Source organism: Plantactinospora sp. B24E8 (genome assembly GCF_039871735.1).
Taxonomy (GTDB): Bacteria; Actinomycetota; Actinomycetes; order Mycobacteriales; family Micromonosporaceae; genus Plantactinospora.
Map to the genome: position 1 here is coordinate 423,259 of NZ_JBDPMH010000001.1, position 23,855 is coordinate 447,113.

Genomic DNA, 23,855 nt, shown 5'->3' on the forward strand with positions numbered 1-23,855 from the left:
TACAGGGCGCCGGCGGAGGGCGGTGTCGCTACCGGTTCAGGTTCAACCCGGCGGCGGCGAGCGCCTGGATCACCTTCGCCGACTCGCCGAAGCCGATGACCAGGACGGCGTCCGCGCCGAACTGCTTGATCTCCTGTGCACCCTCGGTGAAGTCGGGTGGTGGCGCGTTCGGGTCCTCCGACGCCGGGTAGCTGTAGAGCTTCACCTGGTCCGAGCCGTGTCCGGCGCGTTCCAGTTCGGCCCGGACGTTACCCTGCAGACCCTCGCCGTAGGAGTCCTTCCGGGCCACCAGGGCGATCTTTCGGGCACCGTCCCGGAGGATCATGTCGGCGAGTGCCCGACCCTGCAGGACGTCCGACGGGGCGGTACGGAAGTACAGGCCGCTGTCCTCGACGGTGCTGAGCCCGGCGTCGGTGTTGCTCGGGGAGAAGAGCACCAGGCCGGCCTTGACCACGTCGGGCAGCACGGCACGGGAGATGCCGGAGGCACCCGCGCCGATGATGACGTGCACGCCCTCCGTGATGTGCGTGTCCACGGTCGCCTTGGCGACGGTCGGGCTGGTCCCGTCGTCACCGTCGATCCAGACCACGTCCTCGCCGAACACGCCGCCGGCGTCGTTGATCTCCTTCAGTGCCAGCGCCCCGCCCGCCGCCATCGGCGGGTACGCCAGCGCCAGGTCACCGGTCTTCGACAGCAGGCCGCCGAGCTTGAGCGGCGCTCCGCTCTCCCGGATGACGCTCGGCGTCTCCTTGACCGGTGCCGGCGGCTCCTTGCCGCTGGCGGTGGTCTCGTCGCCGGCACCGAGGAACTCGGTCTTGCCGTCGTCGAGCTGGCTGTCGCTGCCGAAGTGCAGCGTGCCGTAACTGGCGGTGGACGGCTCGCCGGCGTCGGTGAAGCCGCCCCGGGTCAGCGAGATGCCCCGGTAGGCGAGGTCGACGCCGTCGCGGGCCAACTCCAGGCAGGTGGCGATGGTGTCGCAACGTTCGCCGCCGTTGGTGACACCGACGATCTGCTCGGCGATCTTCGCCGGTTCGGTGCTGCCGGCGAGCTGCGCGGCGATCGCGCTGATCGCCACCGCGTCGTACGTCTCACCGGCGTAGAGGAAGTCGGAGAGTTTCGGGTCGATGCTGCGCAACCGTGCCTTGAAGTCGTCGGAGAGCGGCGTGAGGGGCGTGGTGCCCTTCATCCCCTTGAGCAGGCCGCTCTGGTCCCCGAACTCCTCGGCGAACGAGTTCTGCATGTTGCCGTCGGTGCCGTACAACCGGACCTGGGCCGGCGCGGTCTGGTCGACCGGACCGTCGTCGTCCGAACCGCCACAGCCGGCCAGCAGGAGTGTGGCGCAGGCGGCGACGGTCAGCGCGGCGCGGTGTGGGCCGCGTGATACCAGCATCGGGTCATCCTTCCTCCCCGGAGATCCGTTGGCACATTAGCGCGCTCCGCCGTCGAACGTAGGTGGTGGTCGAACGGTTGACGCCTACTGCCAGGGAATATCATCCGGAACAGTCGGTGGTAGGTGTTCTTCCGGGCGCGCCTTGACCTGGCGGCATACTCTTCCGCACGTGACGGACGTTCCGCGCCAGACGCTCGACGACGCCGCGGCGGTGCTGAGCTCGGCGTTGGCAGGTGACAGCGACGCCGTGGTCGGGACGTTCGACGCGGTGGTCGACCGGGCCGGGGTCGCCGGGGCGTACGAGGTGGCCTGGTGCCTCGCCGCGACGATGATCGGGGACGGTGTGCCACACGGCGCCTGGACCCTCGACTTTCCCGGCATCGACGAGGCGGGCTACGACGCCCGCTGGGTGGCCCGGTTCGTCAGTGCGTACGCGAACTCCGACATCGACACCGGGGAGGCGCTCTTCGGTGCGGCGATCGCCGACGGGCAGCTGCCGGAGTGCCTGCTGACCCTTGCCGGCTCGGCCGTCGCGACGCTGCGCCACCGCGCCGGCTGACCGCCCCGCCACCGCGCCGGCTGACCGCCCCGCCACCGCGCCGGCTGACCGCTGGGGCCGGTGGACGTGGGGCCGTCCGGCCCGTTGTCCGGACCACGCCAGGATGTTCAGTCATCGATCCACATCTTTGCATATCGCACATGCGTCCTGTCCAGGGCGGTCCGCCCGACTGTGGTAGTCCTGTGGGATGTCCGAGGCCATGTTGAGCAAGGTCCGCAAGCTGCTGGCCAAGGCGGAGGATCCGGCCTGCACAGCGGCGGAGGCGGAGGCGTTCACCGCCAAGGCGGCAGAGCTGATCGCCCGGTACGGGGTGGACCGGGCCCTGCTCGCCGCCCGTGACCCGGACACCGACCCGGTGGGCGACCGGGTGGTCGACGTGCCGGCGCCGTACGCCCTGGACAAGGCGGGACTGCTGGCCGGGATCGCCGACGCGCTGCGCTGCCGGGCGGTACGCCGACGGCAGGGCAACGGCTTCGCCATGCACCTGTTCGGGTTCGGCAGCGACCTGGAGCGGGTGGACCTGCTCTTCACCTCGCTGCTGGTGCAGGCCGCGCACGGGCTCGCCGCCGCGGTCGTACCGCCGGACGAGCATCCGGCCGCGTTCCGCCGGTCCTGGCTGGCCGGGTTCAGCCTGGCGGTGGCCGACCGACTCCGGTGGGCGGAACAGGCGGCCGCCGCCTCGGCGCCGCAGCCCGCCGCGTCGACCTCGGTGGCGTTGGTGCTCGCCGACCGTACCGACCGGGTGGAGCGACGGCTGGCCGAGGCGTACCCGCGACTGCGTAGCGCCGCGCCGCGTCGACTGCGCGGCGGTGGGCTGGATCAGGGCGTTGCCGCGGGTCGGCGCGCGGATCTCGGCGGGACGGGGCTGCGTTCCGGTCATCGGAGCGCGCGGCCGTCGCTCGACAGTGACGCCGGCCCGGTGGGCGGGAGGTGACGCCGGGCGCTGTCCACCGTTGGAGGAAAGCGCCGCCGCGCGACGGGTCGGGGTGGGAAGGTGTTTTCCCGGGGAGCTGAACACGGCGGGAGCGGCAGAGGAGCCATGACCAGGATCGGGTTCCTGCGCTGGCTGCGTCGGCGAGATCCGGGCTACCAGGTTCTACGGCGCGGGGTCCGACTGTCCCTGGTCGCCGCGGCCGGCCTCTTCGGCGGCACCTACGGCCTCGGTGATCCGGTGCTGGGTCTCTACACGGTCTTCAGCGCGATCGCCACCGGCTTCATCTCGCAGCTGCCCGGCAGCCCGGCGCAGCGGATCCGGTCGCTGCTCATCGTGCTCCCGGTGGCGTTGGTCCTGGTCACCGTCGGGAGTCTGCTCTCCGTGAGCACCTGGGCGGCGGTGGCCGGCATGCTTGTCGTCGGCTTCACCGTCGCGTTCGCCACGGCCGGCGGACCACGGATCCTCGGCGTCGCCACCGGACTACAGCTGTTCTACATCGCGTCGTCCTTTCCCCCGTACCAGCCGGCGAGCCTGCCCTCCCGGCTCGGTGGGGTCGCGCTCGGCATCGGGCTGCTCATCCTCGCCGAGCGGCTGCTCTGGCCGGAACGGCCATCCCCGGGGTACCGGGACCGCCTGGCCGAGGCCGGCCACACCGTGGCGCGGTACATCGAACTGGTCGCCGAACGGCCGTCGGGGGAGCCGGTCGACGGTGCCGAACTGGATCGCCGCCAGGCGGCGGCGCGCCAGGCGATGGCCGGGATGTCACTGGCCGGGTATCCGCCGATTCAGCGTCCGGCATCGGCCGGTTTCCGGGACCGGGCGATCCGGCACAGCACGAGCCTGCTGTCGCAGATCCTGGTCCAGGCGGACCGGCTCCGGGCGAGGGGCACCGACATCCGCGACGAGGATCTGACCCGACTGCTCCGGCGGGCGGCCGAGGTCATCCACGCCGCCGCCGACACCCTCGCCGACCGGACGGCACCGGTCGCGGAACACGAACTGGCCGAGCTCGACACCCAGATCCGGCACGGCTACCGCCATCCGGTGATCGAACGCGACGATCCGGCTCGGACGGTCACGCTGCTGCAGTTCGCCGCGATCACGTTGCGGCTCGCCAGCAATGCCCGGACCCTCGGCCTGACCACCCGGATCGCCTCCGGGCTCCGGCTGCCCCCGCGCCCCCGGCCGGCGCCCGGGCCGGACGACGTCTTCTACGCCCGGCGCTCCTCGATCTTCCTCTACTGGCAGCAGTTCCGCCTGCACCTGACCACCCGTTCGGTGTACCTGCAGGGGGCGTTGCGGGTCGCCGTGGCGTTGACCATCGCCCGGGGGGTCGCCGGATCCCTGCACCTGACCCACGGGTTCTGGGTGCTGCTCGCGATCCTGACCCTGATGCGGGCCTCCGCTGTCGAGACCGGAAAGGCGTTGAGTCCGGTCCTGTTCGGCACGCTGCTCGGTGCCGGGGTCGGCACCCTGCTGCTGACCGCGGCACACGTATCGGAACTCATCCTGGTGGTACTTCCGGTGGTGATGCTGCTGACCTTCACGTTCAGCCCGCTGCTGCGGCCCCTCTGGGCCCAGGCGATGTTCACCGTGCTGTTCGTTCTGGTCTTCACCGAGGTGGGGCCGGTGGACCTGAAGATTGCCGGCGCCCGCCTGCTGGACGTCACGGTCGGTGCCGTGGTCGGCATCCTCGTCGGGGTGCTGCTCTGGCCGAAGGGCGGCAGCGGCGAGGTGCGCCGCTCGGTCGCCGCGTATCTGGAGCAGAGTGCGGCGACGGCCGAGGGAGTGGTACGGAAGCTGGCGGGGCGGCCACTGGACATGGGCATACTCGACAGTTCGCGGCGCGGGCTGGTCCTCGCCGAAGCCTCGTTCCTGCAGTACCAGGCGGAGCGACACGACCGGTGGCTGCCACCGATCGACTGGATGGCCGCCATCGTCGCCGGAAACTACCTGCACCTCGGCGCGATCTTCCGGCTCAGACGTGGAGCCGACGCCCGCCTGCCCAGGGTGGCCGGCGCGGCCGACCGGCTCGAGGAGTACGCCGGGCAGATCCGGCGCAGCTACCACGAACTCGCCCGGCAGTTGGAGGAGGGCCGGTTGCGGCAGCGGGTCTCCGCCCCGGCGCCGGACGGCTTCGCCGAGGAGGTGCGGGCGGTGCTGGACGCGGGCGAGCCGCCGTCCGCCGCGTTGAACCTGATCGAGGTGGAGGTGTGGCTGAGCGGCGCGGCCGACAACCTGGACCGGATCCAACCGCCTTCGGCGGACCTGCCGGCCGCCGGACCCGGTGAAGGCCGGCGGCGGACCGACTGACCTGTGCGGTCAGTTCCTGGGAGAGTTGCGGACGGTCGTCGCGTACCGGGAGAGCAGTTCGTGCCAACCGGCGGTGAGCGCCGTGCGGTAGCCCTCGGCGGCCTCACCGTGCCGGTCGAAGTCGCGGTGCTCCACCTCGACGAGGGTGGTGCCGTCCGCCTTCGGATCGAACCGGACCTCCACCACGCTGCACTTCGACGGGTCCGGCACCGGAGCCCGGTCCGGCCCGATCTGCCAGGTGAAGACGAGGCGCCGGGGCGGTTGCCATTCCACCACCCGACCCCAGTCGGCGCGGAACCCGTGCGGACCGATCTCGTACGCCATCCCGCCGACGCCGGACTCGATGCCGATTCTCGCCAGCAGTTCCGGACCGGACCAGGTGTACTCCTTTACCCACCAGTCCGCCAGCCGATCGGTGAACACCCTGAAGGCCCGATCGGCCGGGCCCGGGACACGCAGGCTGCTGCGCACGGAGTACGCGGTCGACTCCTGCCGAATCGCGGCGGCGTTCGTGGTCTCCTGTCCCATAGGCCCGGACGATACCGGCTGCCTCCTAGCTGTGCACCTTTGGCGCGGCGGGCGGTCGATCCGTGCGCCGAACGGTAGATCGATTCACGTACCGTCCGGCTTCACGAGGATCGGTGACGAATCACTTGCCGCCCATCACGATTCCCGGGTTGAGGCAGAGGCCCGGGTTGCTGCCGGTCCGCTCGGCAATTTCGAGGCAGCGGGTGATCTTGTCGACCTCGGCGTTCTTCTCGGTGACGGCCTTCTGCTTTTCCGCGTTGATGAGGTCTTGGTCGAGGTTCCGGCCCTGCGCCAGCTTGTCCTGGAAGACCTTGATGTTGGCCTCGGTCTTCTCGTCGTGGTTGACCCGGATGATCGTGACGCTGAGGATTTCGATGTCGTCGCCGAGACGTTCCTGCGCGGAGGTCTTCACCTTGTCGGCGAAGGGCTTCAGGTCGACATTGAGGTTCCCGGTCTTCGCGTCGATGTTCGCCAGCGGGTTGTAGGTGGCGAAGGCGTCGTTCACCGCGCCGTCGAGCTGGACGCCGACGCGCTGACCTCGGAACGCTTCGAAGTCCCCCTTGTAGTCCATGAACTGCCGGGGCGCGTTCTCGGCACGGACCTGCCACTCGACCAGCAGCTCGACTCCGGCGACAGCGAGCGTTCCGGTCCGGACCGGGACCGCGTTGTCGGCCCCGATGTGGTCGTACTTCTGCCGGCTGGCGTCCCACTCGCCGATCTTGTTCCATGGCGCGACCCAGTTCAGTCCGCTGCCGGTGGTCTCACCGGTGGGCTTGTTGAACGAGGTCACGATGCCGACGTTCCGGACCGGCACCGAATTCGCCGAGGAGGCGATGGTGAGTGTGACGCCGAGCAGGAGTGCGGCGAACGCACCGCCCAGGGCCGCGGCCCGGGTGCCCCTCGGCGCGAACGCCGCGTAGAGCGCGCCGACCACCGCGGCGGCGAAGACGATCAGTGCACAGACGAACAGCGCTGGCATTGCCGCATCTCCTCTGCTGGGCCCGACCGATTCCCGTGATCTTGATCGGTATCCGAAGTGTAGCGAGGGCGGACAACCTCGACTTCCGTTGATGCCCGGACATTCAACGGCATCTCGTCCGCCGACAGGCCTTATGGAATATCGGCGTTCGGATCTCAGGCGTACGCGGTGCGGCCCACGCCCGTCACACGGCCTCGGTGCCGCAGCAGCCGGCACCGCAGGCGTCGGGTGCCGCACCGGCGGGTGCGTAGTCGGCGCAGTGTTCGCCGCGCCACGCCCCGACGCCCTCCTTGACGGCCACCCCGGCGATGACGAGCGCGGCGGCCGGGTCCGCCCACGACCAGCCGGCGGCGGCGTTGAGGACCAGGCCGACGAGGAGTACCGCGGACGGGTACGTGCACAGCATGGTCTGGGTGGAGTCGGCCAGGACCGTCAACGGGTCCGTGTGCGGTGTTGCTGCTAACCGCTGGCTGGTGCCGTTTCCGTCGGGCTCGAGACGGCCGCCTCGTACCTGAGCAGGGTGTCGACGAATGTGCGCTGTTGTGCCGGGCTCAGCGGTGCGAGGGCCTGCCGCCACGCATGGGCGCCCGGAGACAGCCATTGGGTGATGGCCGGACGGCTCTCAGGACTGATGTCGACGATGCGGCGGCGGCGGTCGGCGTCGTCCTCGCGCCGTACCAGGACTCCTCTGCGGCTCAGATCGCCCACGATCAGGCTCACCGTGGTCGGTGCCACACCCAGCATCCCGGCCAGTTGGGAGACGGTCAGCGGACCGTCGAGTAGGAGCAGGGACAGCATCGACAGGTGTCTCGGCGCCAGCTCAAGTGACCGTAGCTGTTCCGGCAGTGGCAGACGCTTGATCCTACCGACCAACCTTGGCATCACCAGGAGCAACGTCCTGACCGTGTCGTCCGTGGTGTCAGGCGTTGACATCCGCCCACCTCCCGAATACCTTTGTAACCAAAGCTAATTTGTGGTCAAACCCGTTCACGGAGGATGGTATGCCCCACCTCAGCGTGCATGTGCTGGAGAGCGACCTGGCCGGTCAGGAGACCGCATTGATTCGGAACCTGACCGACGCGGTCGTCGCCGTCTACGGGGAGTGGGCCCGAAGCATCGCGGTCGTGCAGTTGATCGGCCTACCGTCCGGCCGTTGGGGTATCGGCGGCAACCCAGCAGAAGCAGCCTCTCCCAGCGTCACATTCGGCATCAGGGAGGCGGCGTTCAGTCGACCCGACGCCGACGAGATCGTCGCCCGCCTCGTCTCCGGAGTCACGGACGCCATCGTCGACGTCCTCGGGGAGCGCGTCCGTGCCGGCCTCACGGTCGAGCTTGTAGGCACCCCGGCCGGGCGCACAGGAATCGGCGGAGTTGTCGTCACGGCATAGGGATCAATGAAGTGTCGGAGCCGGTTACGAGCACCAAACAACACTCCATCGGCGCGCTCGACTGTAGCCGTGACCCGTGCGCATCATTCTGTGGGCCTCTATGCCGACAACTGTGACCGGCAAGCCCAGGAGGTCAGCCAGGCCGTACCGGGCAGGGTGTAGAGCGGAGGTACCGCAACGGCCGCCGTCGGGCCTGATCCACAGTTCGTCACCAGGAGCCTGGCGAAAAGCAAGATCCCCACCCGCGTTTCCGCTGGTGGGGACCTCTGTAGCCCGGCGAAAGGCTATGTGGCCAGGGGCGGGGTCGAACCGCCGACCTTCCGATTTTCAGTCGGACGCTCGTACCAACTGAGCTACCTGGCCGGGTTGCTCGGCTCATGATACCTGTACGACGGCGCTACCGCCGCCCTGGGAACCTGGGCCGAAACGCAGAACGCCGCGCGTACAGACGCGCGGCGAGCGGCGCTGGCGGTCCTGACGGGACTTGAACCCGCGACCTCCGCCTTGACAGGGCGGCGAGCACTCCAACTGCTCCACAGGACCTAGCTCGTACTGCTATGCCTCCGGCCGAGACCGGAGCCGTGCCCCCAACGGGATTCGAACCCGTGCTACCGCCTTGAAAGGGCGGCGTCCTGGGCCGCTAGACGATGAGGGCGGCCCCGCCATCATTGCACATGACAACTTTGACGGCTGTGCTCCCATCCGGCCCCGCCGGAGGCTTGGAAAGCATACGTGATCCCGTGCCGCCCAGCAAAACCGGTATCCCGGCTACCACAATACCTCCCAAATCACCCGTTCCGCGCCCGACAGATGCCGGGATCCGGCGATCAACCCACCGGTACGGCGCGGAGCAGCGCGACCGCCTCGGCCAGGCTCGCCGGGGTGACCACCCCGGCCGGCAGCGCACCGGCCGGCCAGCCCGGGCCGCAGGCCAGCAGCAGCACCGGGCGCCGGGGCGTCGCGAGCACCGCCCGGAGCTGCTCCGGGTCACCGGTGTCCGGGAGATGCGACCAGACGGCCACGGCGTCCGGTGCGGTGCGGCGTACCGCCGCGACCAGCGCGGTCGTCGGCACCCGGGCGCCGAGCAGGCGGCACGGCACGCCCAGTTCGGCCAGCGCGGCGTCCAGCGCCTCCAACGGCAGGCTGTGCTGCTCCTCGTCGGCGCAGGCGAGCAGGATCCGAGGCGGGGACGGGGTGGCGGCCGGCCGGTCCACCGCTGCCAGGGCCTCCGACACACAGCGGGAGAGCAGGTGTTCCACCTCGACCAGACCGGCGGTGGCGGCGTGCCGGTCGCCGACTCCGGCCAGCACCGGCCGGAGCAGCCGCTCCCAGGTGGCGACCACGCCGTCGGTGTCGAGCGCCGTGCTGATCCGGGACCGCATCGCCGCGGCGTCGAGTCGCAGGGCGGCCCGGGACAGCCCCCGGGCGGCCGGCCCGGCCCGCCGTACCGGGATGACCGGTCCGCCGCCGGTCCGACCCGGCGCTCGCCCCGGGCCCTCCGGTACAGCGGCGACGGCAGGGGCGCCGATGGCGTCCGAGGCGGGGGTGGCGTCCGAGGCGGGGGTGGCGTCCGGGGCGGCGGGGATGGCCGGGGCGGCGGGACCACTCGCCGCAACGGGAGCCCGTCGGGCCCAGTACGCGGCCTCGGCCGGGTTCACCCCCTCGACGGTGAGCCGGTGCATCAACTCCAGCCGGACGAGATCGTCCGGGGCGTACCGTCGATGTTGACCCGGCACGTGCCGGCTCGGGCCCAGCCCGTACCGCCGGTGCCAGCTGCGCAGGGTGGTGACCGCCACCCCGAGCCGGCGCGCGACGTCGCCGGCGCTCAGTCCGTCATCGGCCACCCTGCCGCTCCGTCGCCGGGTGATCGGCTCCGAGGGGTCCGGTCCGGGCTCCGGCGGCCCGGCCACCCGGGTCGGGGAGATCCACACCGACGGCGCCGGCCGCCGGGCCCGAACCGGTGAACCGGCCCAGCACCCCACCGAGCCAGGGGGCGTACGACCCGGGGTCGGCCGTGATCCGGTCGCGCAGTTCCGCCGGGTGCACCCAGTGCAGGTCGGCGACCTCGTCCGGGTCGGGCAGCACCACGGCGTCCGGGTCGAACTCGCCGCGCAGTACGTGGTCGTACTCGTACTCGACCCGACCGGTGCCGGGGTCCTCGGCGCGGTAGAGGTAGACCCCGACCTCGGTCAGCGGTACGGGGTTGATGCCGAGTTCCTCGCGCAGGCGGACCCGGGCGGCGCGCTCCGGTGACTGGCCGGGGGCCGGATGTCCGCAGCAGCTGTTCGCCCAGCGCAGCGGGAACCGGGTCTTGACGGCGGCCCGCCGCTGGAGCAGCACCCGCCCGTCCGGGGCGACCAGCAGTACGGAGAAGGCCCGGTGGAGCAGGCCCGGTGACCGGTGCGCCTCGTCGACGGTACGGGTGCCGAGCGCCGTCCCGGCCTCGTCGACCAGTTCCACCAGGTGCGCCTCGCGACCTGATGTCATCCGTTACCTCCCGTCACCCGGGCAGCGGCGAGCTTCCCGGAGATCAGCACCATCGGCACGCCGACGCCCGGCTGGGTGCCGGAGCCGACGAAAACCACATTGGACAATGTTCGGTGCAGATTACCCGGACGGAACGGGCCGGTCTGCCACAAACTGTGCGCGGCGGCGAACGGCGTGCCGGCGGCCATCCCGGCGGCGGCCCAGTCGGCCGGGGTGACGATCCGGCTCACCTCGACGCTGTCGGTCAGCCCGCGGTAGCCGCGTCGTTCCAGGGTGGCGAGCAGTTCGTCGGCGTACCGTCGGGGCAGGTCGCCCTGCCAGTCGAGCCCGGCACCGACCTCGAGGTTGGGCACCGGGGCGAGCACGTAGTAGCTGTGCCGGTCCGGTGGCGCGGCCGACGGGTCGGTCCGGCTGGGGTTGGTGACCAGCAGCGACGGGTCGGACATCAGTTCGCCCCGACGGATGACCTGGTCGAAGGTGCCCCGCCAGGCCCGGCCGAAGTGGATGTTGTGGTGGGCGATCCGCCGGTAGCCCTGCCGGGCGCCGACGTGCAGCACCACGCAGGACGGCGAGTAGCGCAGTCGGCGTGGGCCGGGTCCGGCCGCCGTGGGCAGCAGGTCGCGGTACGCGACCGGCAGGTCGGGGTTGAGCACCACCACGTCGGCCGGGATCCGTTCGCCGTCGGCGGTGACCACGCCGGTGGCCCGGCCCGTCGAGGACTCCACCCGGGTGACCGTGGTGCCGTACCGGATCCGTACGCCGTGTTTCTCGGCGGCGTCGGCGAGTGCCCGGGAGACGGCGTGGATGCCGCCGCGCGGGAACCAGACCCCGGCGACCGAGTCGAGGTACGCGATGACGGTGTAGATGGCGAGCGCGTCGTGCGGGGCGAGGCCGGCGTACATGGCCTGGAAGGAGAAGATCCGTCGGGTCCGGGGGTCGGCGAAGAACTGGTTGATCTTGGTTTGGAGTCGCCGGAAGGCGCCGGCGCCGAGCAGGCGGAGCAGGTTGGCGGTGAGCAGATCGGTCGGGCTGTCCAGGTTGCGGTCGATGAAGTCGGCGCGTTCGAGCTGCCAGAGGCGCTGGGCGTAGTCGACGAACCGCAGGTAGCCGTCGGCCTCCCGGGGGCCGCAGACCCGGGAGATCTCGGCGGCCATCCGGGACGTGTCGGTGATCACGTCCAGTGTGGAGCCGTCCGGGTAGTGGGCCCGGTACGCCGGGTCGAGCCGGACCAGGTCCAGCCAGTCGGTCAACTCCTCGCCGACCGCGCCGAACGCCTCGGCGAGCAGGTCCGGCATGGTCAGCACGGTCGGGCCGGTGTCGAACTCGTAGCCGTCCAGGGTCAACCGCCCGGCCCGGCCGCCGGGGAGCGGCTCGCGTTCCAGCACGGTCACCTGGCGGCCGCTGCCGGCCAGGTGCAGGGCGCAGGCCAGGCCACCGAGTCCGGCGCCGACGACCACCACTCGGTCGGTCCGTCCTGTCACGGTTCGCACCCGTCCACCTCCGCCACGCCGTCACCAGCAGCTCCGTCGACGGGGCGAACCCCGGCGTCCGTCCGCCGCTGAGCGTACCCTGAGCTGACGAGTTGCATCGATTTATGCGTCGATTCCCCGGGAGGGTCGGTGTACACCAGTCTCGACGGGTCCTACCAGCGCTGTCGCGAGCTGCACCGACAGCACGGCCGGACCTACTATCTCGCGACCCGGCTGCTGCCGGCGTGGAAACGACGACATGTGCACGCCCTCTACGGCTTCACCCGCTATGCGGACGAGATCGTCGACCGCACCGAGGACCTGCCGGCCGAGGCCCGGGCCGCGCGACTCGCCGACTGGTCGGAGCGGTTCCTGGCCGGACTGGCCGGGGAACCGGTCGACGACCCGCTGCTGCCGGCGGTCCTGCACACCATCGCGGTCTTCGACCTCGACCGGGCGGACTTCGCCGTCTTCCTGCGCAGCATGGCGATGGACCTCACGGTCACCGACTACCCCCGCTACGCCGACCTGCTCGACTACATGGCGGGCTCGGCGGCGGCGATCGGCACGATGATGCTGCCGATCCTGGGCAGCGCCGACCCGGCCGCCGCCCGGGAACCGGCCCGGCAACTCGGCCTCGCCTTCCAGATGACCAACTTCATCCGGGACGTCGCCGAGGACCTGGCCCGGGACCGGGTCTACCTGCCCGGCGAGGACCTGGCGGCGTTCGGGGTGACCCGCGCCGACCTGGTCGAGGCCGCGCGGCGACGGGCCAGCCCACCCCGGGTCCGGCACCTGATCAGGTACGAGGTGGAGCGCGCCCGGGCGCACTACGCGGCGGCGGCGCCCGGGGTGACCCTGCTCGCCCCCGCGTCGCAGTCCTGCATCCGGACCGCGTACCTGCTGTACGGCGGCATCCTCGACGAGGTCGTCGCCGCCGACTACGAGGTCTTCGCCCGCCGGGCCGTGGTGCCGAAAGGCCGTCGCGCCGCCGTGGTCACCCGGGCACTGCTGACCCCGACCGGCGCCCCGGTGCCGGTACCCGGAACCCCGTCCGCCCCGACCCGGGACGAGCGGGCCGCCGGCGGTCAGCCGCTGAAACCGCCGGCGGTCAGCCGCTGAAACCGCCGGTGGTCAGCCCTTGATGCTGCCGGTGGTCAGGCCAGACATGATGTTCCGCTGGAAGATCAGGAAGATGATCACCGTCGGGATCGCGGCGATGACCGAGGCGGCGACCACCACGTTCATCGGCGTACCACCGGAGAAGGCGTAGATGCCGACGCTGACCGTCCGGGTCTCCGGCGACGGCATGACCAGCTTCGGCCAGAGGAAGTCCTTCCAGACCGCGGTGACCGCCAGGATCGAGACCACGCCGAGGATGGGGCGCGACATCGGCAGGATGATCGACCACAGGGTGCGCAGCGGTGACGCCCCGTCCATCACCGCCGCCGACATCAGCTCCTCCGGGATCGAGTCGAAGAAGCGCTTCAGCAGGAAGATGTTGAACGCGTTCGCGACCAGCGGCAGCCAGATCGCGAACGGCGAGTCGAGCAGGTTGATGTGCAGGATCGGCAGGTCGATCACGGTCACGTACTGCGGGACGATGAGCACCATCGCCGGGATCATCAGGGTGGCCAGCATCAGGCCGAGGATCACGTTGCCGAGGACCGGCCGCAGCTTCGACAACGAGTACGCCGCCGCGGCGTCGAAGACGAGTTGGAACAGCACCGCGCCGGTCGCGTAGTAGAACGTGTTGAAGAGCAGCTTGGCGAGGTCGAGGTTCTGCCACGCGTCGACGTAGTTCTGCGGCTGGGGATCCTCGGGGAACAGGGTCGGCGGGACCTGCGCGATCTCCTGGCCGGACTTCAACGCGCCGGTGACCATCCAGTAGAGCGGCCCGAGGAAGACCAGGGTGAACACCACCACGACGACGGTGAGCAGCGTCCAGTAGACGACCCTGCCGCGCCCCCGCCTCAGCTGGGCGTGGGAGATGAGCGTCCGGGTGCCGGAGTCCTGTGCCATGTCTCGCCCGTCCTAGTCCTGCTTCGAGGTCATCCGCGCGTAGACGGCGCTGAAGCCGGCGAGCACCACCAGCATGATCACGCCGAGCGCCGCGGCGCCGTTGAGGTCGTTCTGGAAGAACCCGTGCTGGTAGATGAGGTACGCCACCGAGGTCGCGGAGTCCTCCGCGCCCGCACCGTTGGCGAGGATCAGCGGTTCGATGAAGAGCTGCATGGTGGCGACGATCTGCAGCATCGCCAGGAGCAGGAGGATCAGCCGGGTCTGCGGGATCGTCACGTTGACGATCCGTCGCCAGATCCCGGCGCCGTCCAGTTCGGCCGCCTCGTACAGCTCGCCGGGGATGTTCTGCAGCGCCGCCAGGTAGATGAGCACCGCGCCGCCCATGTTCATCCAGGTCGACGCGAACACCATCGCCGGCATCGTCATGTCGGGGGACTGCATCCACTGCGACGTCGGCAGGTGCAGCGCCTTGAGTACCGCGTTGAAGAGGCCCGCCTCGCTCGGGTCGTACGCGTAGTACTTGAAGAGGAAGAGCGCCGAGGCCGGCGGCAGCATCACCGGCAGGTAGACCAGGATCCGCAGATAGCCCTTGAAGTGCCGGAACTCGTTGAGCAGGATCGCCACGAAGAACGGCACCGCGTACCCGAGGATCAGTGCGAGCGCGGTGAAGTAGAGGGTGTTCTTCCAGGCGGTCCAGAAGCTCGGGTCGTCGATGATGCGCAGGTAGTTGTCCCAGCCCACCCAGGTGGTCTCGCCCCGTCGGGTGCGCTGGAAGCTCATCACGATGCCGCGGATCATCGGGTACCAGGAGAAGACCGCGAAGCAGAGCACCGCGCCGATCAGGAACGCGTGCCCGGTGAGGTTGTCCCGTACCTTGCGGCCGAGGCCGGTACGCCGCGGACCGGCCGTCTTCGGCGGTGGCGCGGCGCGACCCGGCCTGGTGGTCCCCGGGACGGTGGTGATCGCCAAGGCAACTCCTGCGGAAATCGGTGGCCGGACTCGGGCGGCGCGGACGCCGATGGGGGGCCGGTGTCCGCCGGCCCCCCGGGGGTACGTCAGCTCTCGGCGGCGAGCAGCTGGTTGACCTTTTCCTCGGCCGTCTTGAGCAGTGCGTCGATGTTCGAGTTCGGGTTGGTCAGCACCCCGGACATCGCGGCGTCGAGGACCGCGTAGATCGCCTGCGCGTTGCGCGGTTCACCCTTGATCGGGACCGGGGTCGCCTCGAAGAGCGCGAAGTTCGCCGTGTCGACGTTGGCGTTCGCCTTGCGCAGTTCGAGTTCCTGCTTCTGCGCCTCGGTGCCGTTGGCGAACAGCAGCGGCTGGGGCAGCCCGACCGGGTAGTTCTGCGGCTTGGACCGTACGTAGTCGAACTGGCCCTTGCCCGGGGTCAGCTTCTGGTACGCGATCCACTTCAGACCGGCCTTGACCTGCTCGGGGGTGAGGCCCTTCTTGAAGAAGTAGCCCTCGCCGCCGCCGAGGGTCGCGCTGGCCGGACCGGCCTGGCCGGGCAGCGGCGCCATCGCCCAGTCCTGGAACTTGCCCTGGAACTGGCTGACGATCGCCTGGGTGGCGTCCGGCGCGCCGACGAACATGCCGACCTTGCCGCCGGCGGCGTTGGTCAGCAGGTCGCCCCACTGCAGCAGCTGGCGGCTGCCCATGCTGTTGTCGCCGTACCGCATGTCCTTGAGGTTCTGCAGGACCTGCTTGCCCATCGGGTTGTTGAAGTCGGCCTTCGTGCCGTCCGGGGTCAGCACCTGGCCGCCCTGGGAGTAGAGCAGGGCGGTGAAGTGCCAGCCGCCGGTGTTGCCGGCGCTGTACTCGGAGTAGCCGGCGATGCCGTTACCGAGCGCGGAGATCTTCTTGGCCGCCTCCCGGACCTCGGGCCAGGTCTTCGGCGGGTTGTTCACGTCGAGCCCCGCCTGCTGGAACAGGACCTTGTTGTAGATCAGACCCATCGAGTAGTTCTTCACCGGCAGGGCGTAGAGCTTGCCGCCGTCGCTGAAGACCTCCTTGAGCGCCGGGTCGATGCTGTCCCAGGTCGGCACCGTCTCCCTGGTGGCGAACCCGGTGATGTCCATCGCCTGGCCGGAGTCCAGCACCTGCTGGAGGTCGGTCATGTATCCGTAGAACACGTCGGTCACGGTGCCGCCGGCGAGCCGGGCGGTGAAGTCCGGCGGGTTGTTGCACTGCTCGCCGACGCTCACGCTCTTGACGACGATGTCCGGGTTCAGCCGCTGGAACTCGGCGACATCGTCGTTCCAGTTCTGCAGCAGCTCCTTCTGGGAGCCGACCGGCTGGCAGTCGACCGTGATGGTGACCTTGCCGCCGGCGTTCGAGTCGCCGTCGTCGCTCTTCGTGGAACATGCCGTGAGGCTGAGCCCCAGGCCGGCCGCGAGCGCCAGGGCCGCGGCCTTCCGGTACTGCGGTACGGACATCTGTCCATCCCTTCGGGAACGGGAGTCTCCAGGACCTCTGCTGATCCGCGGGATCGTCACCGTGGCTGCCCTGCTGTCGACCGCTATCCGCCCGGTGACCAGGCCCTGGAGCTGCGTGGCGTCAGTGTGTGAGTGGGGTCACTGTAGCGAGGCGAACTCATCTTCGCAAGATATCGATTGTGCTGTGAAAAGACACGACTTCATCACGACAGATGATGACAGGAGTAATGCTTGATGCCCGGAATCCACCGGTTTGGTGGAGCCAGCCGAGGCGCGGTTGCCCTCTCGCCCGTCGCCGGAGGCTTCTGAGGTTTGTCGGATGCGCCCCAAATCCGAGTCGGGAACCCGGCACGGAGTTGCCGTCGGACGTGCCCGGGGCGGGGAGCCCGATGCGCCGATCCGGTTGGTCGGCCAGCCACGGATGCGGAAAGCTGGCCTCATGGCTGAACCGGAACAGAGGCACGCGGACGGCGACGTCACCGCCGAGGTGGACGTCGTGGTGATCGGGCTGGGGGTGGGCGGCGAGGAGACGGCGAACCGACTCGCCTCCGCCGGCCTCACGGTCGTCGGCGTCGAGCACAACCTGGTCGGCGGCGAGTGCCCGTTCTGGGGATGCGTACCGAGCAAGATGATGATCAGGGCGGCCAACGTGCTCGCCGAGGCGCGTCGGGTCGACCACCTGGCCGGTCGGGCCCGGGTCGAGCCGGACTGGAACACGGTGGCCCGGCGGATCCGGGACGACGCCACCGCCGGCTGGACCGACAACCGCGCCGCCGAGCGGTTCACCGCCAACGGCGGCCGTCTGGTCCGGGGCACCGGCCGGCTGGTCGGCCCCGGCCTGGTCCAGGTCGCCGACGAGCTCTACCGGGCCCGGATCGGGGTCGTGCTGGGCACCGGAACCACCCCGGTCATCCCGCCGGTGCCGGGGCTGGCCGGTACGCCGTACTGGACCAACCGGGAGGCGATCGAACTGGCCGAACTGCCCGGATCCCTGGTGATCCTCGGCGGCGGGGCGATCGGGGTGGAACTCGCGCAGGTCTTCGCCCGGTTCGGCGTACGGGTCGAGATCATCGAGGCCGGCGGACGGATCCTCGCCCTGGAGGAACCGGAGTCGTCGGAACAGGTCACCGCGGCACTGCGCGCCGACGGGGTGACGGTGCACACCGGCGCCGCCGCCGAGCGGGTGGCGTACGACGGCACCGGCTTCACCGTGCACCTGGCGAACGGCGACGACGTACGCGGGGAACGGCTGCTGGTGGCGACCGGCCGGCGGGCCGTACTCGACCGGCTCGGCCTGGACACGGTCGGGCTGGACCCGACGGCGCGGTTCGTGACGACCGACGACCGGATGCGTGCGGCGGACGGCATCTGGGCGGTCGGCGACCTGACCGGACACGGCGCCTTCACCCACGTGGCGATGTACCAGGCCGGGGTCGCGATCGACGACATCCTCGAACGGGCCGGGACCGCCTCCCGGCAGGGTGGCGCCCGGCGGGCCGACTACCGGGCGGTGCCCCGGGTCACCTTCACCGACCCGGAGGTGGGCGCGGTCGGGCTGACCGAGCGGCAGGCCCGGGACCGGGGGCTGACCGTCCGGGTCGGCAACACCGCGCTCTCCGACTCCACCCGGGGATGGATCCACGACGTCGGTGGCGAGGGCTTTATCAAGCTGGTCGCCGACGCCGACCGTGGGATCCTGGTCGGCGCGACCTCGGTCGGGCCGGTCGGCGGCGAGGTGTTGAGCGCGCTGGCGGTGGCGGTGCACGCCGAGGTCCCGGTGCAGACGCTGGCCGGCATGATCTACGCCTATCCGACCTTCCACCGGGCGATCGAGACAGCGGTACGAGGTTTGTTGCAGTAGCGCGGCGAACTTTGGTTCGGTTTTTGCAAGTTCCTGTCGTACGATCGCGGCCGTGACGAGAAGACTCACCGAGGTGGCCCGGAAGGCCGGGGTCAGCGAGGCCACGGTGAGCCGGGTGCTCAACGGTCGGGGCGGCGTCTCCGAGAGCACCCGGGTCGCCGTGCTGACCGCCCTGGACGTGCTCGGCTACGAACGGCCCAGCAAACTGCGGGGAGAACGGGCCCGGTTGGTCGGACTCGTCCTGCCGGAACTGCAGAACCCGATCTTCCCCGCGCTGGCCGAGGTGGTCACCGGGTCACTCGCCCAGCGTGGTCTGACCCCGGCGCTCTGCGCCCGGACCATCGGCGGCATCTCCGAAGTGGACTACGTGGAGATGCTGCTCGACCACCAGGTCTCCGGCGTCATCTTCGCCGGTGGCTCGTACGCGCTGGCCGACGCCCAGCACGACCACTACCGCCGGCTGACCGACCGGGGCCTGCCCGTCGTCCTGGTCAACGCGGGTGTGGACGAGCTGGGCTTCCCGTGCGTGTCGACCGACGACGCGGTGGCGGTCGAGCAGGCGTACGGGCACCTGCGGTCGCTCGGACACGAGCGGATCGGTCTCGTGCTGGGGCCGGCCGACCACGTACCGTCCCGCCGGAAGCTGGCCGCGATGGCGAACATCGCCGGCTGGTCCGAGGGCGAGGAGTGCGTGGAACGCTCCAGCTTCTCGATGGAGGGTGCCCGGGTCGCGGCGAGCAAGCTGATCGAGCGCGGGGTGACCGGGGTGATCTGCGCCAGCGACGTGATGGCGCTCGGCACGATCCGGGCCGCCCGTCGGTTGGGTCGCGCGGTGCCGGCGGACATCTCGGTGGTCGGCTTCGACGACTCGGCGCTGATGACCTGCACCGACCCGCCGCTGACCACGGTCCGGCAACCGATCGAGATGATGGGCCAGGCCGCAGTGGACCTGCTGGTCAACCAGATCGAGGGGGTCGGGGTGCTCACCGACGAGCTGCTCTTCGAACCCGAACTCGTGGTACGCGGCTCGACCGCGCCGGCACCCGGCCACTGAGCCGGCACCCGCTGCCGCCGCTCGTCGCAGGTCGCCCGCTCCGAGATCGTCGCCGTCCCACTGTCGCTGTTGCCGGCCGCCGGCCGGAACGACCATGTTGCCGGCCGCCTGCCACGGCCATCCCCGGGTGGGGCCGTCCCGCTCTGGTGCGTTGCCGTCCCCGGGCTGACCCGGCCCGGCTCGTGTCTCGTCCGGGAACATCCGGAAGCCCGGCCGGCCCTGCGCCGTGCAGATCGCCACTCACCCGCAACCCGGACAGCCTCGGTCGTCATCTTTCAGACTTCTGTCGGCTTATTGCGAAGCTCGCGCAGGGTTTGTATGGTCATCGACACCAAACAAGGCGTAGCAGAGGTCCGTGTCACCCCCGCACGCCCGGACCCGGGTGGCCAGCTGCCGACGGCGACGACCCCGGACCGATCCAGAGAGCAGGTACTCGTGTCCACATCAGACAGCCGCCGGTGGTGGCGAGACGCGGTGATCTACCAGGTCTACCCGCGCAGCTTCGCCGACGCGAACGGCGACGGCATCGGCGACGTCGCCGGCATCCGGAAGCGGCTGGGCTACCTGGCCGACCTCGGTGTCGACGCCATCTGGTTCGGGCCGTGGTACCCGTCCCCGATGGCCGACGCCGGCTACGACGTCTCCGACTTTCGGGCCATCGAACCGGTCTTCGGCACCCTCGACGAGGTCACCGAGCTGGTCACCGAGGCGCACCAGCTCGGCCTGCGGATCATCATCGACCTGGTCCCCAACCACTGCTCGGACCAGCACCCCTGGTTCCAGGCGGCGCTGGCCGGCGGGCCGGGCGCGCCGGAGCGGGACCTCTTCTGGTTCCGTCCCGGACGCGGGGAGCACGGCGAACTGCCGCCGACCGACTGGATCGGCGAGTTCGGCGGCGGCACCTGGACCCGGACCACCAACCCGGACGGCAGCCCGGGTGAGTGGTACCTGCACCTGTTCGCCGCGGAGCAGCCGGACTTCAACTGGGACCACCCCCGGGTACGGGCCGAGTTCGAGGAGATCCTGCGGTTCTGGCTCGACCGGGGCATCGACGGCATCCGGATCGACTCGGCCGCTCTGCTGCTCAAGGACCACACCCTGCCCGAGGTGGTGGAGGGCTCGCCGCACCCGTTCCACGACCTGGACGGCGTACACGAGATCTACCGGAGCTGGCGGCGGATCGCCGACTCGTACCCGGAGCCACGGGCGCTGATCGGCGAGGTGTGGCTGCCGGACCGGCAGCGGTTCGCCAACTACCTGCGGCCGGACGAACTGCACACCGCGTTCAACTTCGACTTCCTCAGCTGCGCCTGGGACGCCGCCAAGCTGCGCGACAGCATCGACGGCACCCTCGCCGAACACGCCCCGATCGGCGCACCGGCGACCTGGGTCCTCTCCAACCACGACGTCACCCGGGTGGTCACCCGGTACGGCCGCGAGGACACCACCTTCGCCTTCGCGAAGAAGCGCGAGGGCATCCCGACCGACCTGGAGCTCGGCACCGTACGGGCCCGGGCGGCCGCGCTGCTCTCCCTGGCGCTGCCCGGCGCCGCGTACGTCTACCAGGGCGAGGAACTGGGCCTGTGGGAGGTCGAGGACATCCCGCCGGCACTGCGGCAGGACCCGATGTACCCGCGCTCCGGCTACGTCGACCCGGGCCGGGACGGCTGCCGGGTGCCGCTGCCCTGGGAGGGGGACGCCGCGCCGTTCGGCTTCAGCCCGGACGGGGCCACCACCGCGCCATGGCTGCCGCAGCCGGCGACCTGGAAGGACCGGACCGTACAGGCGCAGACCGGCGACCCGCACTCGATGTTGGAGCTCTACCGTACGGCGATCCGGCTCCGCCGCGCGCTGCCGGCCCTCGGCGACGGCGCCCTGCGCTGGCTCGACGCCCCGGACGGAGTGCTCGCCCTCGCCCGCGACCCCGGGTTCATCTGCCTGGTGAACCTATCCGCCGAGCCGGTGCCGCTGCCGGCACACCGTACCCGGCTGCTGACCAGCCGCCCCGTCGACGGTGACGTTCTGCCGCCGGACACCGCCATCTGGCTCGAGGTCTAGGTACGGATGTCAGGGAGGGGGCCTCCGGTCGTCTCCGGTATCGGAGAGGGCCCCTCCCCTGACAGCTGGGCCCGCCCACCTGCTGGACGATGTTTGTCCTGTTCAGTACGGCGGAGCAGGATGGGAACGTGGGCAAAGTTCATGATCGGATCGACGGTCGACTGCGCGCCTTCATCGAGGCACAGCCGGTCTTCTTCGTGGCGACCGCGCCACTGGCCGCCGACGGGCACGTCAACCTTTCGCCGAAGGGCCTCACCGGCTCGCTGGCGGTGCTCGACGAGCGGACGGTGGCGTACCTCGACTTCGGGGGCAGCGGCGCGGAAACCGTGGCCCACCTGCGGGAGAACGCCCGGATCACCCTGATGTGGTGTGCCTTCGACGGCCCGCCGAACATCGTCCGGGTGCACGGCCGGGGCGAGGTGGTCTTCCGGGACGAGCCGCGCTGGGGCGACCTGATCGGGCGGTTCAGCCGCGCCGACGATCCGGGCCTGCGGGCGATCATCCTGGTCACCGCCCACCGGATCAGCGACAGCTGTGGTTACGCCGTACCACTGATGGACCTGCGGGCGGAGCGGACGCTGCACACGGAGTTCTTCGGCCGCAAGACCGACGAGGAGTTCTCCGCCTACTGCGAGAAGAAGGAGTACGTCGCCAGCAGCCTCGACGGCCTGCCCGCGATCCCACTCCCGCTGCCGCCGCTACCCGACCGGCCTGACTGACCGTCGTCGGCCCGCCCGGCCCGGCTGACTGACCGGCCTGACCGACCGTCGTCGGCCCACCCGATGCGGCTGACCGCCCCGGCTACGGTCTCGCCGCCGGCTTCGGGGACGGCCAGGCGCCGGTCCGCGCCGGCTACCCGGTTCCGGCGGCGTCGCCGTCCCCGCCGACAACCCGGGCCGCCGGCCCCCGTCGGGGCCGGGGCGTCGGATCGTACGTCCCGTGCCGGCCCTCGCCGGCCACGAACCGGGCCACCCCCTCCGGCGCGTCGACGGCGAGCGAGTCCATCCCGTACGCCAGCTCGGTGCGCAGCGCCTCCGCGTCCGGCCGACCGGCGCCGGCCAGGACGGCCAGCCGGTCGTTGCGCAGGCAGCGCTGCGGAAACGAGGCGATCTCGGCGGCCAGCCGCTCCGCCGCCGCCCGCGCCTCACCCGGCGGCACCAGCCGGTTCACCAACCCCATCTCGTACGCCTCGGTGGCCGGAACCGGCCGGCCGGTGAGGATCAGGTCCATCGCCCGGCTCTCGCCGACCAACCGGGCCAGCCGACTCGTCCCACCGTCGATCAGCGGTACGCCCCAGCGGCGGCTGAACACCCCGAACACGGCGTCGGTCTCGGCGACCCGCAGATCGCACCAGAGTGCCAGCTCCAGCCCGCCGGCGACGGCGTATCCGGCGATCGCGGCGATCACCGGCTTGGTCAACACCATCCGGGTCGGTCCCATCGGACCGTCCCCCTCCGGTTCGACCCGGTTGCCGCTGGACGTGGTGATCGCCTTCAGGTCGGCTCCGGAGCAGAACGTGCCACCCTCCCCCCAGAGCACCGCCACCGACGCCTCGTCGTCGCTGTCGAAGATCCGGAACGCGTCCGCCAGTGACCGGGCGGTCGGCCCGTCCACCGCGTTCCGGCTCTCCGGCCGGGACAGCACCACCGTCCGAACCGGACCGTTATCCTCCACCCGTACGCCCATCGGACCAGGATGCCTGCCGGACGTGGGTCTGCCCATCCCCCGGGTACGCGGTCCTGCTCCCCAGTTCCGGGCGGGCCGGCCGGACGAGGCGACGGCCGGCTACCGGGCGACGGCCGGCTACCAGGCGACGGCCGGCTACCGGGCGGGCCGACGCTCCGCCACCGGGCGACAGTCGGCTACCGGGCGAGGGTCGTGCTGAAGCCGTCGGCGGCGAGGTCGACCAGTTCGGCCAGGGCCCGGCGGGCCTGGTCCGCCGCGACCGGGTCACGCTCGACCAGGCCGCTGGCCAGGAACTCGTCCTCGTCCAGCCGTTCCACCCGGCTCAGGTCGGCCGAGACCCACAGGTCGAGGTCGAGATCCGCCACCTCCAGCGCGCCGCCCCGGACCACGGTCGGCCGGGTCACGTCGCAGTACCAGCCCTTGAGCCCGCCGGCCGCGTCCCGTACCTCCTTGACCGCGTACCACCGGTCCCGCCAGTAGTGCTCGACGAAGACGTCGCCCGGTGCGAACTGGACAAAACCCAGATCCCGCACCTGCGGGTCAGCCCAGGGGGCGTAAACCGTCACGTGGACGCCGTCGTCGGCGACCACCGTCGCCGGGTACGACTTGTCCGGCCGGGGCGCCTTGACCAGCCGTACCGTCACCGGGCTGCCCGCCGACAGCCGCTCGTCGGTCAGGTTCCGCTCCGCCAT

The 23,855-nt window shown here is 70.8% G+C and carries 20 protein-coding genes, 3 tRNA genes and 2 pseudogenes; 9 read left to right on the forward strand and 16 right to left on the reverse strand.

Annotated elements, in window-relative coordinates:
• Positions 1-28 precede the first annotated feature (28 nt).
• A complete protein-coding gene (locus tag ABGB21_RS01960) occupies positions 29-1,390 on the reverse strand; it encodes an ABC transporter substrate-binding protein (RefSeq protein ID WP_347676119.1) in 1,362 nt (453 codons plus the stop codon).
• Positions 1,391-1,559: 169 nt separating this feature from the next.
• Here ABGB21_RS01960 and ABGB21_RS01965 point away from each other — a divergent pair, with 169 nt between their 5' ends.
• From ABGB21_RS01965 to ABGB21_RS01975, 3 genes are all read left to right on the forward strand, one after another.
• Complete coding sequence (locus ABGB21_RS01965) at positions 1,560-1,949, forward strand: hypothetical protein (RefSeq protein ID WP_347654362.1); 390 nt, start codon at positions 1,560-1,562, stop codon at positions 1,947-1,949.
• A gap of 187 nt (positions 1,950-2,136) precedes the next feature.
• Positions 2,137-2,883: a DUF2786 domain-containing protein gene (locus tag ABGB21_RS01970; RefSeq protein ID WP_347654363.1), complete on the forward strand. Its 747-nt coding sequence runs from the start codon at positions 2,137-2,139 to the stop codon at positions 2,881-2,883.
• A gap of 105 nt (positions 2,884-2,988) precedes the next feature.
• Complete coding sequence (locus tag ABGB21_RS01975; protein ID WP_347676121.1) at positions 2,989-5,196, forward strand: FUSC family protein; 2,208 nt, start codon at positions 2,989-2,991, stop codon at positions 5,194-5,196.
• Between the two features lie 9 nt (positions 5,197-5,205).
• Here the strand turns inward: ABGB21_RS01975 and ABGB21_RS01980 are convergent, their stop codons facing one another.
• From ABGB21_RS01980 to ABGB21_RS01995, 4 genes and pseudogenes are all read right to left on the reverse strand, one after another.
• On the reverse strand, positions 5,206-5,724 hold the full coding sequence (locus ABGB21_RS01980) for an SRPBCC family protein (protein WP_347676123.1): 519 nt from the start codon (positions 5,722-5,724) through the stop codon (positions 5,206-5,208).
• A gap of 121 nt (positions 5,725-5,845) precedes the next feature.
• A complete protein-coding gene (locus ABGB21_RS01985; RefSeq protein WP_347654366.1) occupies positions 5,846-6,703 on the reverse strand; it encodes an SPFH domain-containing protein in 858 nt (285 codons plus the stop codon).
• Between the two features lie 241 nt (positions 6,704-6,944).
• A pseudogene (locus tag ABGB21_RS01990) lies at positions 6,945-7,136 on the reverse strand (hypothetical protein); the annotation flags it as partial.
• A gap of 26 nt (positions 7,137-7,162) precedes the next feature.
• Entirely contained in the window at positions 7,163-7,636 is a 474-nt protein-coding gene (locus ABGB21_RS01995) for a MarR family winged helix-turn-helix transcriptional regulator (RefSeq protein ID WP_347654367.1), read from the reverse strand.
• A gap of 68 nt (positions 7,637-7,704) precedes the next feature.
• Here ABGB21_RS01995 and ABGB21_RS02000 point away from each other — a divergent pair, with 68 nt between their 5' ends.
• On the forward strand, positions 7,705-8,091 hold the full coding sequence (locus tag ABGB21_RS02000) for a hypothetical protein (RefSeq protein WP_347654368.1): 387 nt from the start codon (positions 7,705-7,707) through the stop codon (positions 8,089-8,091).
• A 289-nt stretch (positions 8,092-8,380) separates the two neighbouring features.
• On the opposite strand, the gene ABGB21_RS02005 is transcribed toward ABGB21_RS02000, so the two are convergent.
• The 6 genes from ABGB21_RS02005 to crtI form a co-directional block, all read right to left on the reverse strand.
• Positions 8,381-8,454, reverse strand: a tRNA-Phe gene (locus ABGB21_RS02005).
• Between the two features lie 103 nt (positions 8,455-8,557).
• Positions 8,558-8,634, reverse strand: a tRNA-Asp gene (locus tag ABGB21_RS02010).
• A gap of 39 nt (positions 8,635-8,673) precedes the next feature.
• A tRNA-Glu gene (locus ABGB21_RS02015) sits at positions 8,674-8,746 on the reverse strand.
• Between the two features lie 172 nt (positions 8,747-8,918).
• Complete coding sequence (locus ABGB21_RS02020) at positions 8,919-9,959, reverse strand: MerR family transcriptional regulator (RefSeq protein WP_347654458.1); 1,041 nt, start codon at positions 9,957-9,959, stop codon at positions 8,919-8,921.
• Positions 9,925-10,578: an isopentenyl-diphosphate Delta-isomerase gene (gene idi, locus ABGB21_RS02025; RefSeq protein ID WP_347654369.1), complete on the reverse strand. Its 654-nt coding sequence runs from the start codon at positions 10,576-10,578 to the stop codon at positions 9,925-9,927. The genes ABGB21_RS02020 and idi overlap by 35 nt, the downstream gene beginning before the upstream one ends.
• Positions 10,575-12,068, reverse strand: coding sequence for a phytoene desaturase family protein (crtI, locus tag ABGB21_RS02030; protein WP_347676125.1), 1,494 nt, complete (start codon positions 12,066-12,068; stop codon positions 10,575-10,577). The genes idi and crtI overlap by 4 nt, the downstream gene beginning before the upstream one ends.
• A gap of 129 nt (positions 12,069-12,197) precedes the next feature.
• Here crtI and ABGB21_RS02035 point away from each other — a divergent pair, with 129 nt between their 5' ends.
• Entirely contained in the window at positions 12,198-13,169 is a 972-nt protein-coding gene (locus ABGB21_RS02035) for a phytoene/squalene synthase family protein (RefSeq protein WP_347654371.1), read from the forward strand.
• Between the two features lie 12 nt (positions 13,170-13,181).
• Here the strand turns inward: ABGB21_RS02035 and ABGB21_RS02040 are convergent, their stop codons facing one another.
• The 3 genes from ABGB21_RS02040 to ABGB21_RS02050 form a co-directional block, all read right to left on the reverse strand.
• On the reverse strand, positions 13,182-14,069 hold the full coding sequence (locus tag ABGB21_RS02040) for a carbohydrate ABC transporter permease (RefSeq protein ID WP_347654372.1): 888 nt from the start codon (positions 14,067-14,069) through the stop codon (positions 13,182-13,184).
• A 12-nt stretch (positions 14,070-14,081) separates the two neighbouring features.
• A complete protein-coding gene (locus ABGB21_RS02045; RefSeq protein ID WP_347676127.1) occupies positions 14,082-15,038 on the reverse strand; it encodes a sugar ABC transporter permease in 957 nt (318 codons plus the stop codon).
• An 86-nt stretch (positions 15,039-15,124) separates the two neighbouring features.
• Entirely contained in the window at positions 15,125-16,504 is a 1,380-nt protein-coding gene (locus tag ABGB21_RS02050; RefSeq protein WP_347654374.1) for an extracellular solute-binding protein, read from the reverse strand.
• A 439-nt stretch (positions 16,505-16,943) separates the two neighbouring features.
• Here ABGB21_RS02050 and ABGB21_RS02055 point away from each other — a divergent pair, with 439 nt between their 5' ends.
• The 4 genes from ABGB21_RS02055 to ABGB21_RS02070 all read left to right on the forward strand — a co-directional run bounded on the left by ABGB21_RS02055 (position 16,944) and on the right by ABGB21_RS02070 (position 22,196).
• Positions 16,944-18,365: an NAD(P)/FAD-dependent oxidoreductase gene (locus tag ABGB21_RS02055; protein ID WP_347654375.1), complete on the forward strand. Its 1,422-nt coding sequence runs from the start codon at positions 16,944-16,946 to the stop codon at positions 18,363-18,365.
• A 52-nt stretch (positions 18,366-18,417) separates the two neighbouring features.
• Entirely contained in the window at positions 18,418-19,419 is a 1,002-nt protein-coding gene (locus ABGB21_RS02060; protein ID WP_347654376.1) for a LacI family DNA-binding transcriptional regulator, read from the forward strand.
• Positions 19,420-19,854: 435 nt separating this feature from the next.
• Positions 19,855-21,477, forward strand: coding sequence for a glycoside hydrolase family 13 protein (locus tag ABGB21_RS02065; protein WP_347676129.1), 1,623 nt, complete (start codon positions 19,855-19,857; stop codon positions 21,475-21,477).
• A 128-nt stretch (positions 21,478-21,605) separates the two neighbouring features.
• Positions 21,606-22,196 carry a pyridoxamine 5'-phosphate oxidase family protein gene (locus ABGB21_RS02070; RefSeq protein ID WP_347654378.1) on the forward strand — a complete coding sequence of 197 codons (591 nt, stop codon included), beginning with the start codon at positions 21,606-21,608 and terminating at the stop codon, positions 22,194-22,196.
• A gap of 217 nt (positions 22,197-22,413) precedes the next feature.
• Here ABGB21_RS02070 and ABGB21_RS02075 read toward each other — a convergent pair.
• A pseudogene (locus ABGB21_RS02075) lies at positions 22,414-23,163 on the reverse strand (crotonase/enoyl-CoA hydratase family protein); the annotation flags it as partial.
• A gap of 176 nt (positions 23,164-23,339) precedes the next feature.
• Positions 23,340-23,855 (reverse strand): DUF402 domain-containing protein, encoded by a 516-nt coding sequence (locus tag ABGB21_RS02080; protein WP_347654379.1) that lies wholly within the window; start codon positions 23,853-23,855, stop codon positions 23,340-23,342.

Coding starts and splice junctions, on each gene's coding strand:
- ABGB21_RS01960 (WP_347676119.1), bottom strand. CDS start 1,390: ATGCTGGTATCACGCGGCCCACACCGCGCCGCGCTGACCGTCGCCGCC.
- ABGB21_RS01970 (WP_347654363.1), top strand. CDS start 2,137: ATGTCCGAGGCCATGTTGAGCAAGGTCCGCAAGCTGCTGGCCAAGGCG.
- ABGB21_RS01975 (WP_347676121.1), top strand. CDS start 2,989: ATGACCAGGATCGGGTTCCTGCGCTGGCTGCGTCGGCGAGATCCGGGC.
- ABGB21_RS01980 (WP_347676123.1), bottom strand. CDS start 5,724: ATGGGACAGGAGACCACGAACGCCGCCGCGATTCGGCAGGAGTCGACC.
- ABGB21_RS01985 (WP_347654366.1), bottom strand. CDS start 6,703: ATGCCAGCGCTGTTCGTCTGTGCACTGATCGTCTTCGCCGCCGCGGTG.
- ABGB21_RS01995 (WP_347654367.1), bottom strand. CDS start 7,636: ATGTCAACGCCTGACACCACGGACGACACGGTCAGGACGTTGCTCCTG.
- ABGB21_RS02000 (WP_347654368.1), top strand. CDS start 7,705: ATGCCCCACCTCAGCGTGCATGTGCTGGAGAGCGACCTGGCCGGTCAG.
- idi (WP_347654369.1), bottom strand. CDS start 10,578: ATGACATCAGGTCGCGAGGCGCACCTGGTGGAACTGGTCGACGAGGCC.
- ABGB21_RS02040 (WP_347654372.1), bottom strand. CDS start 14,069: ATGGCACAGGACTCCGGCACCCGGACGCTCATCTCCCACGCCCAGCTG.
- ABGB21_RS02050 (WP_347654374.1), bottom strand. CDS start 16,504: ATGTCCGTACCGCAGTACCGGAAGGCCGCGGCCCTGGCGCTCGCGGCC.
- ABGB21_RS02055 (WP_347654375.1), top strand. CDS start 16,944: ATGGCTGAACCGGAACAGAGGCACGCGGACGGCGACGTCACCGCCGAG.
- ABGB21_RS02080 (WP_347654379.1), bottom strand. CDS start 23,855: ATGGCGGAGCGGAACCTGACCGACGAGCGGCTGTCGGCGGGCAGCCCG.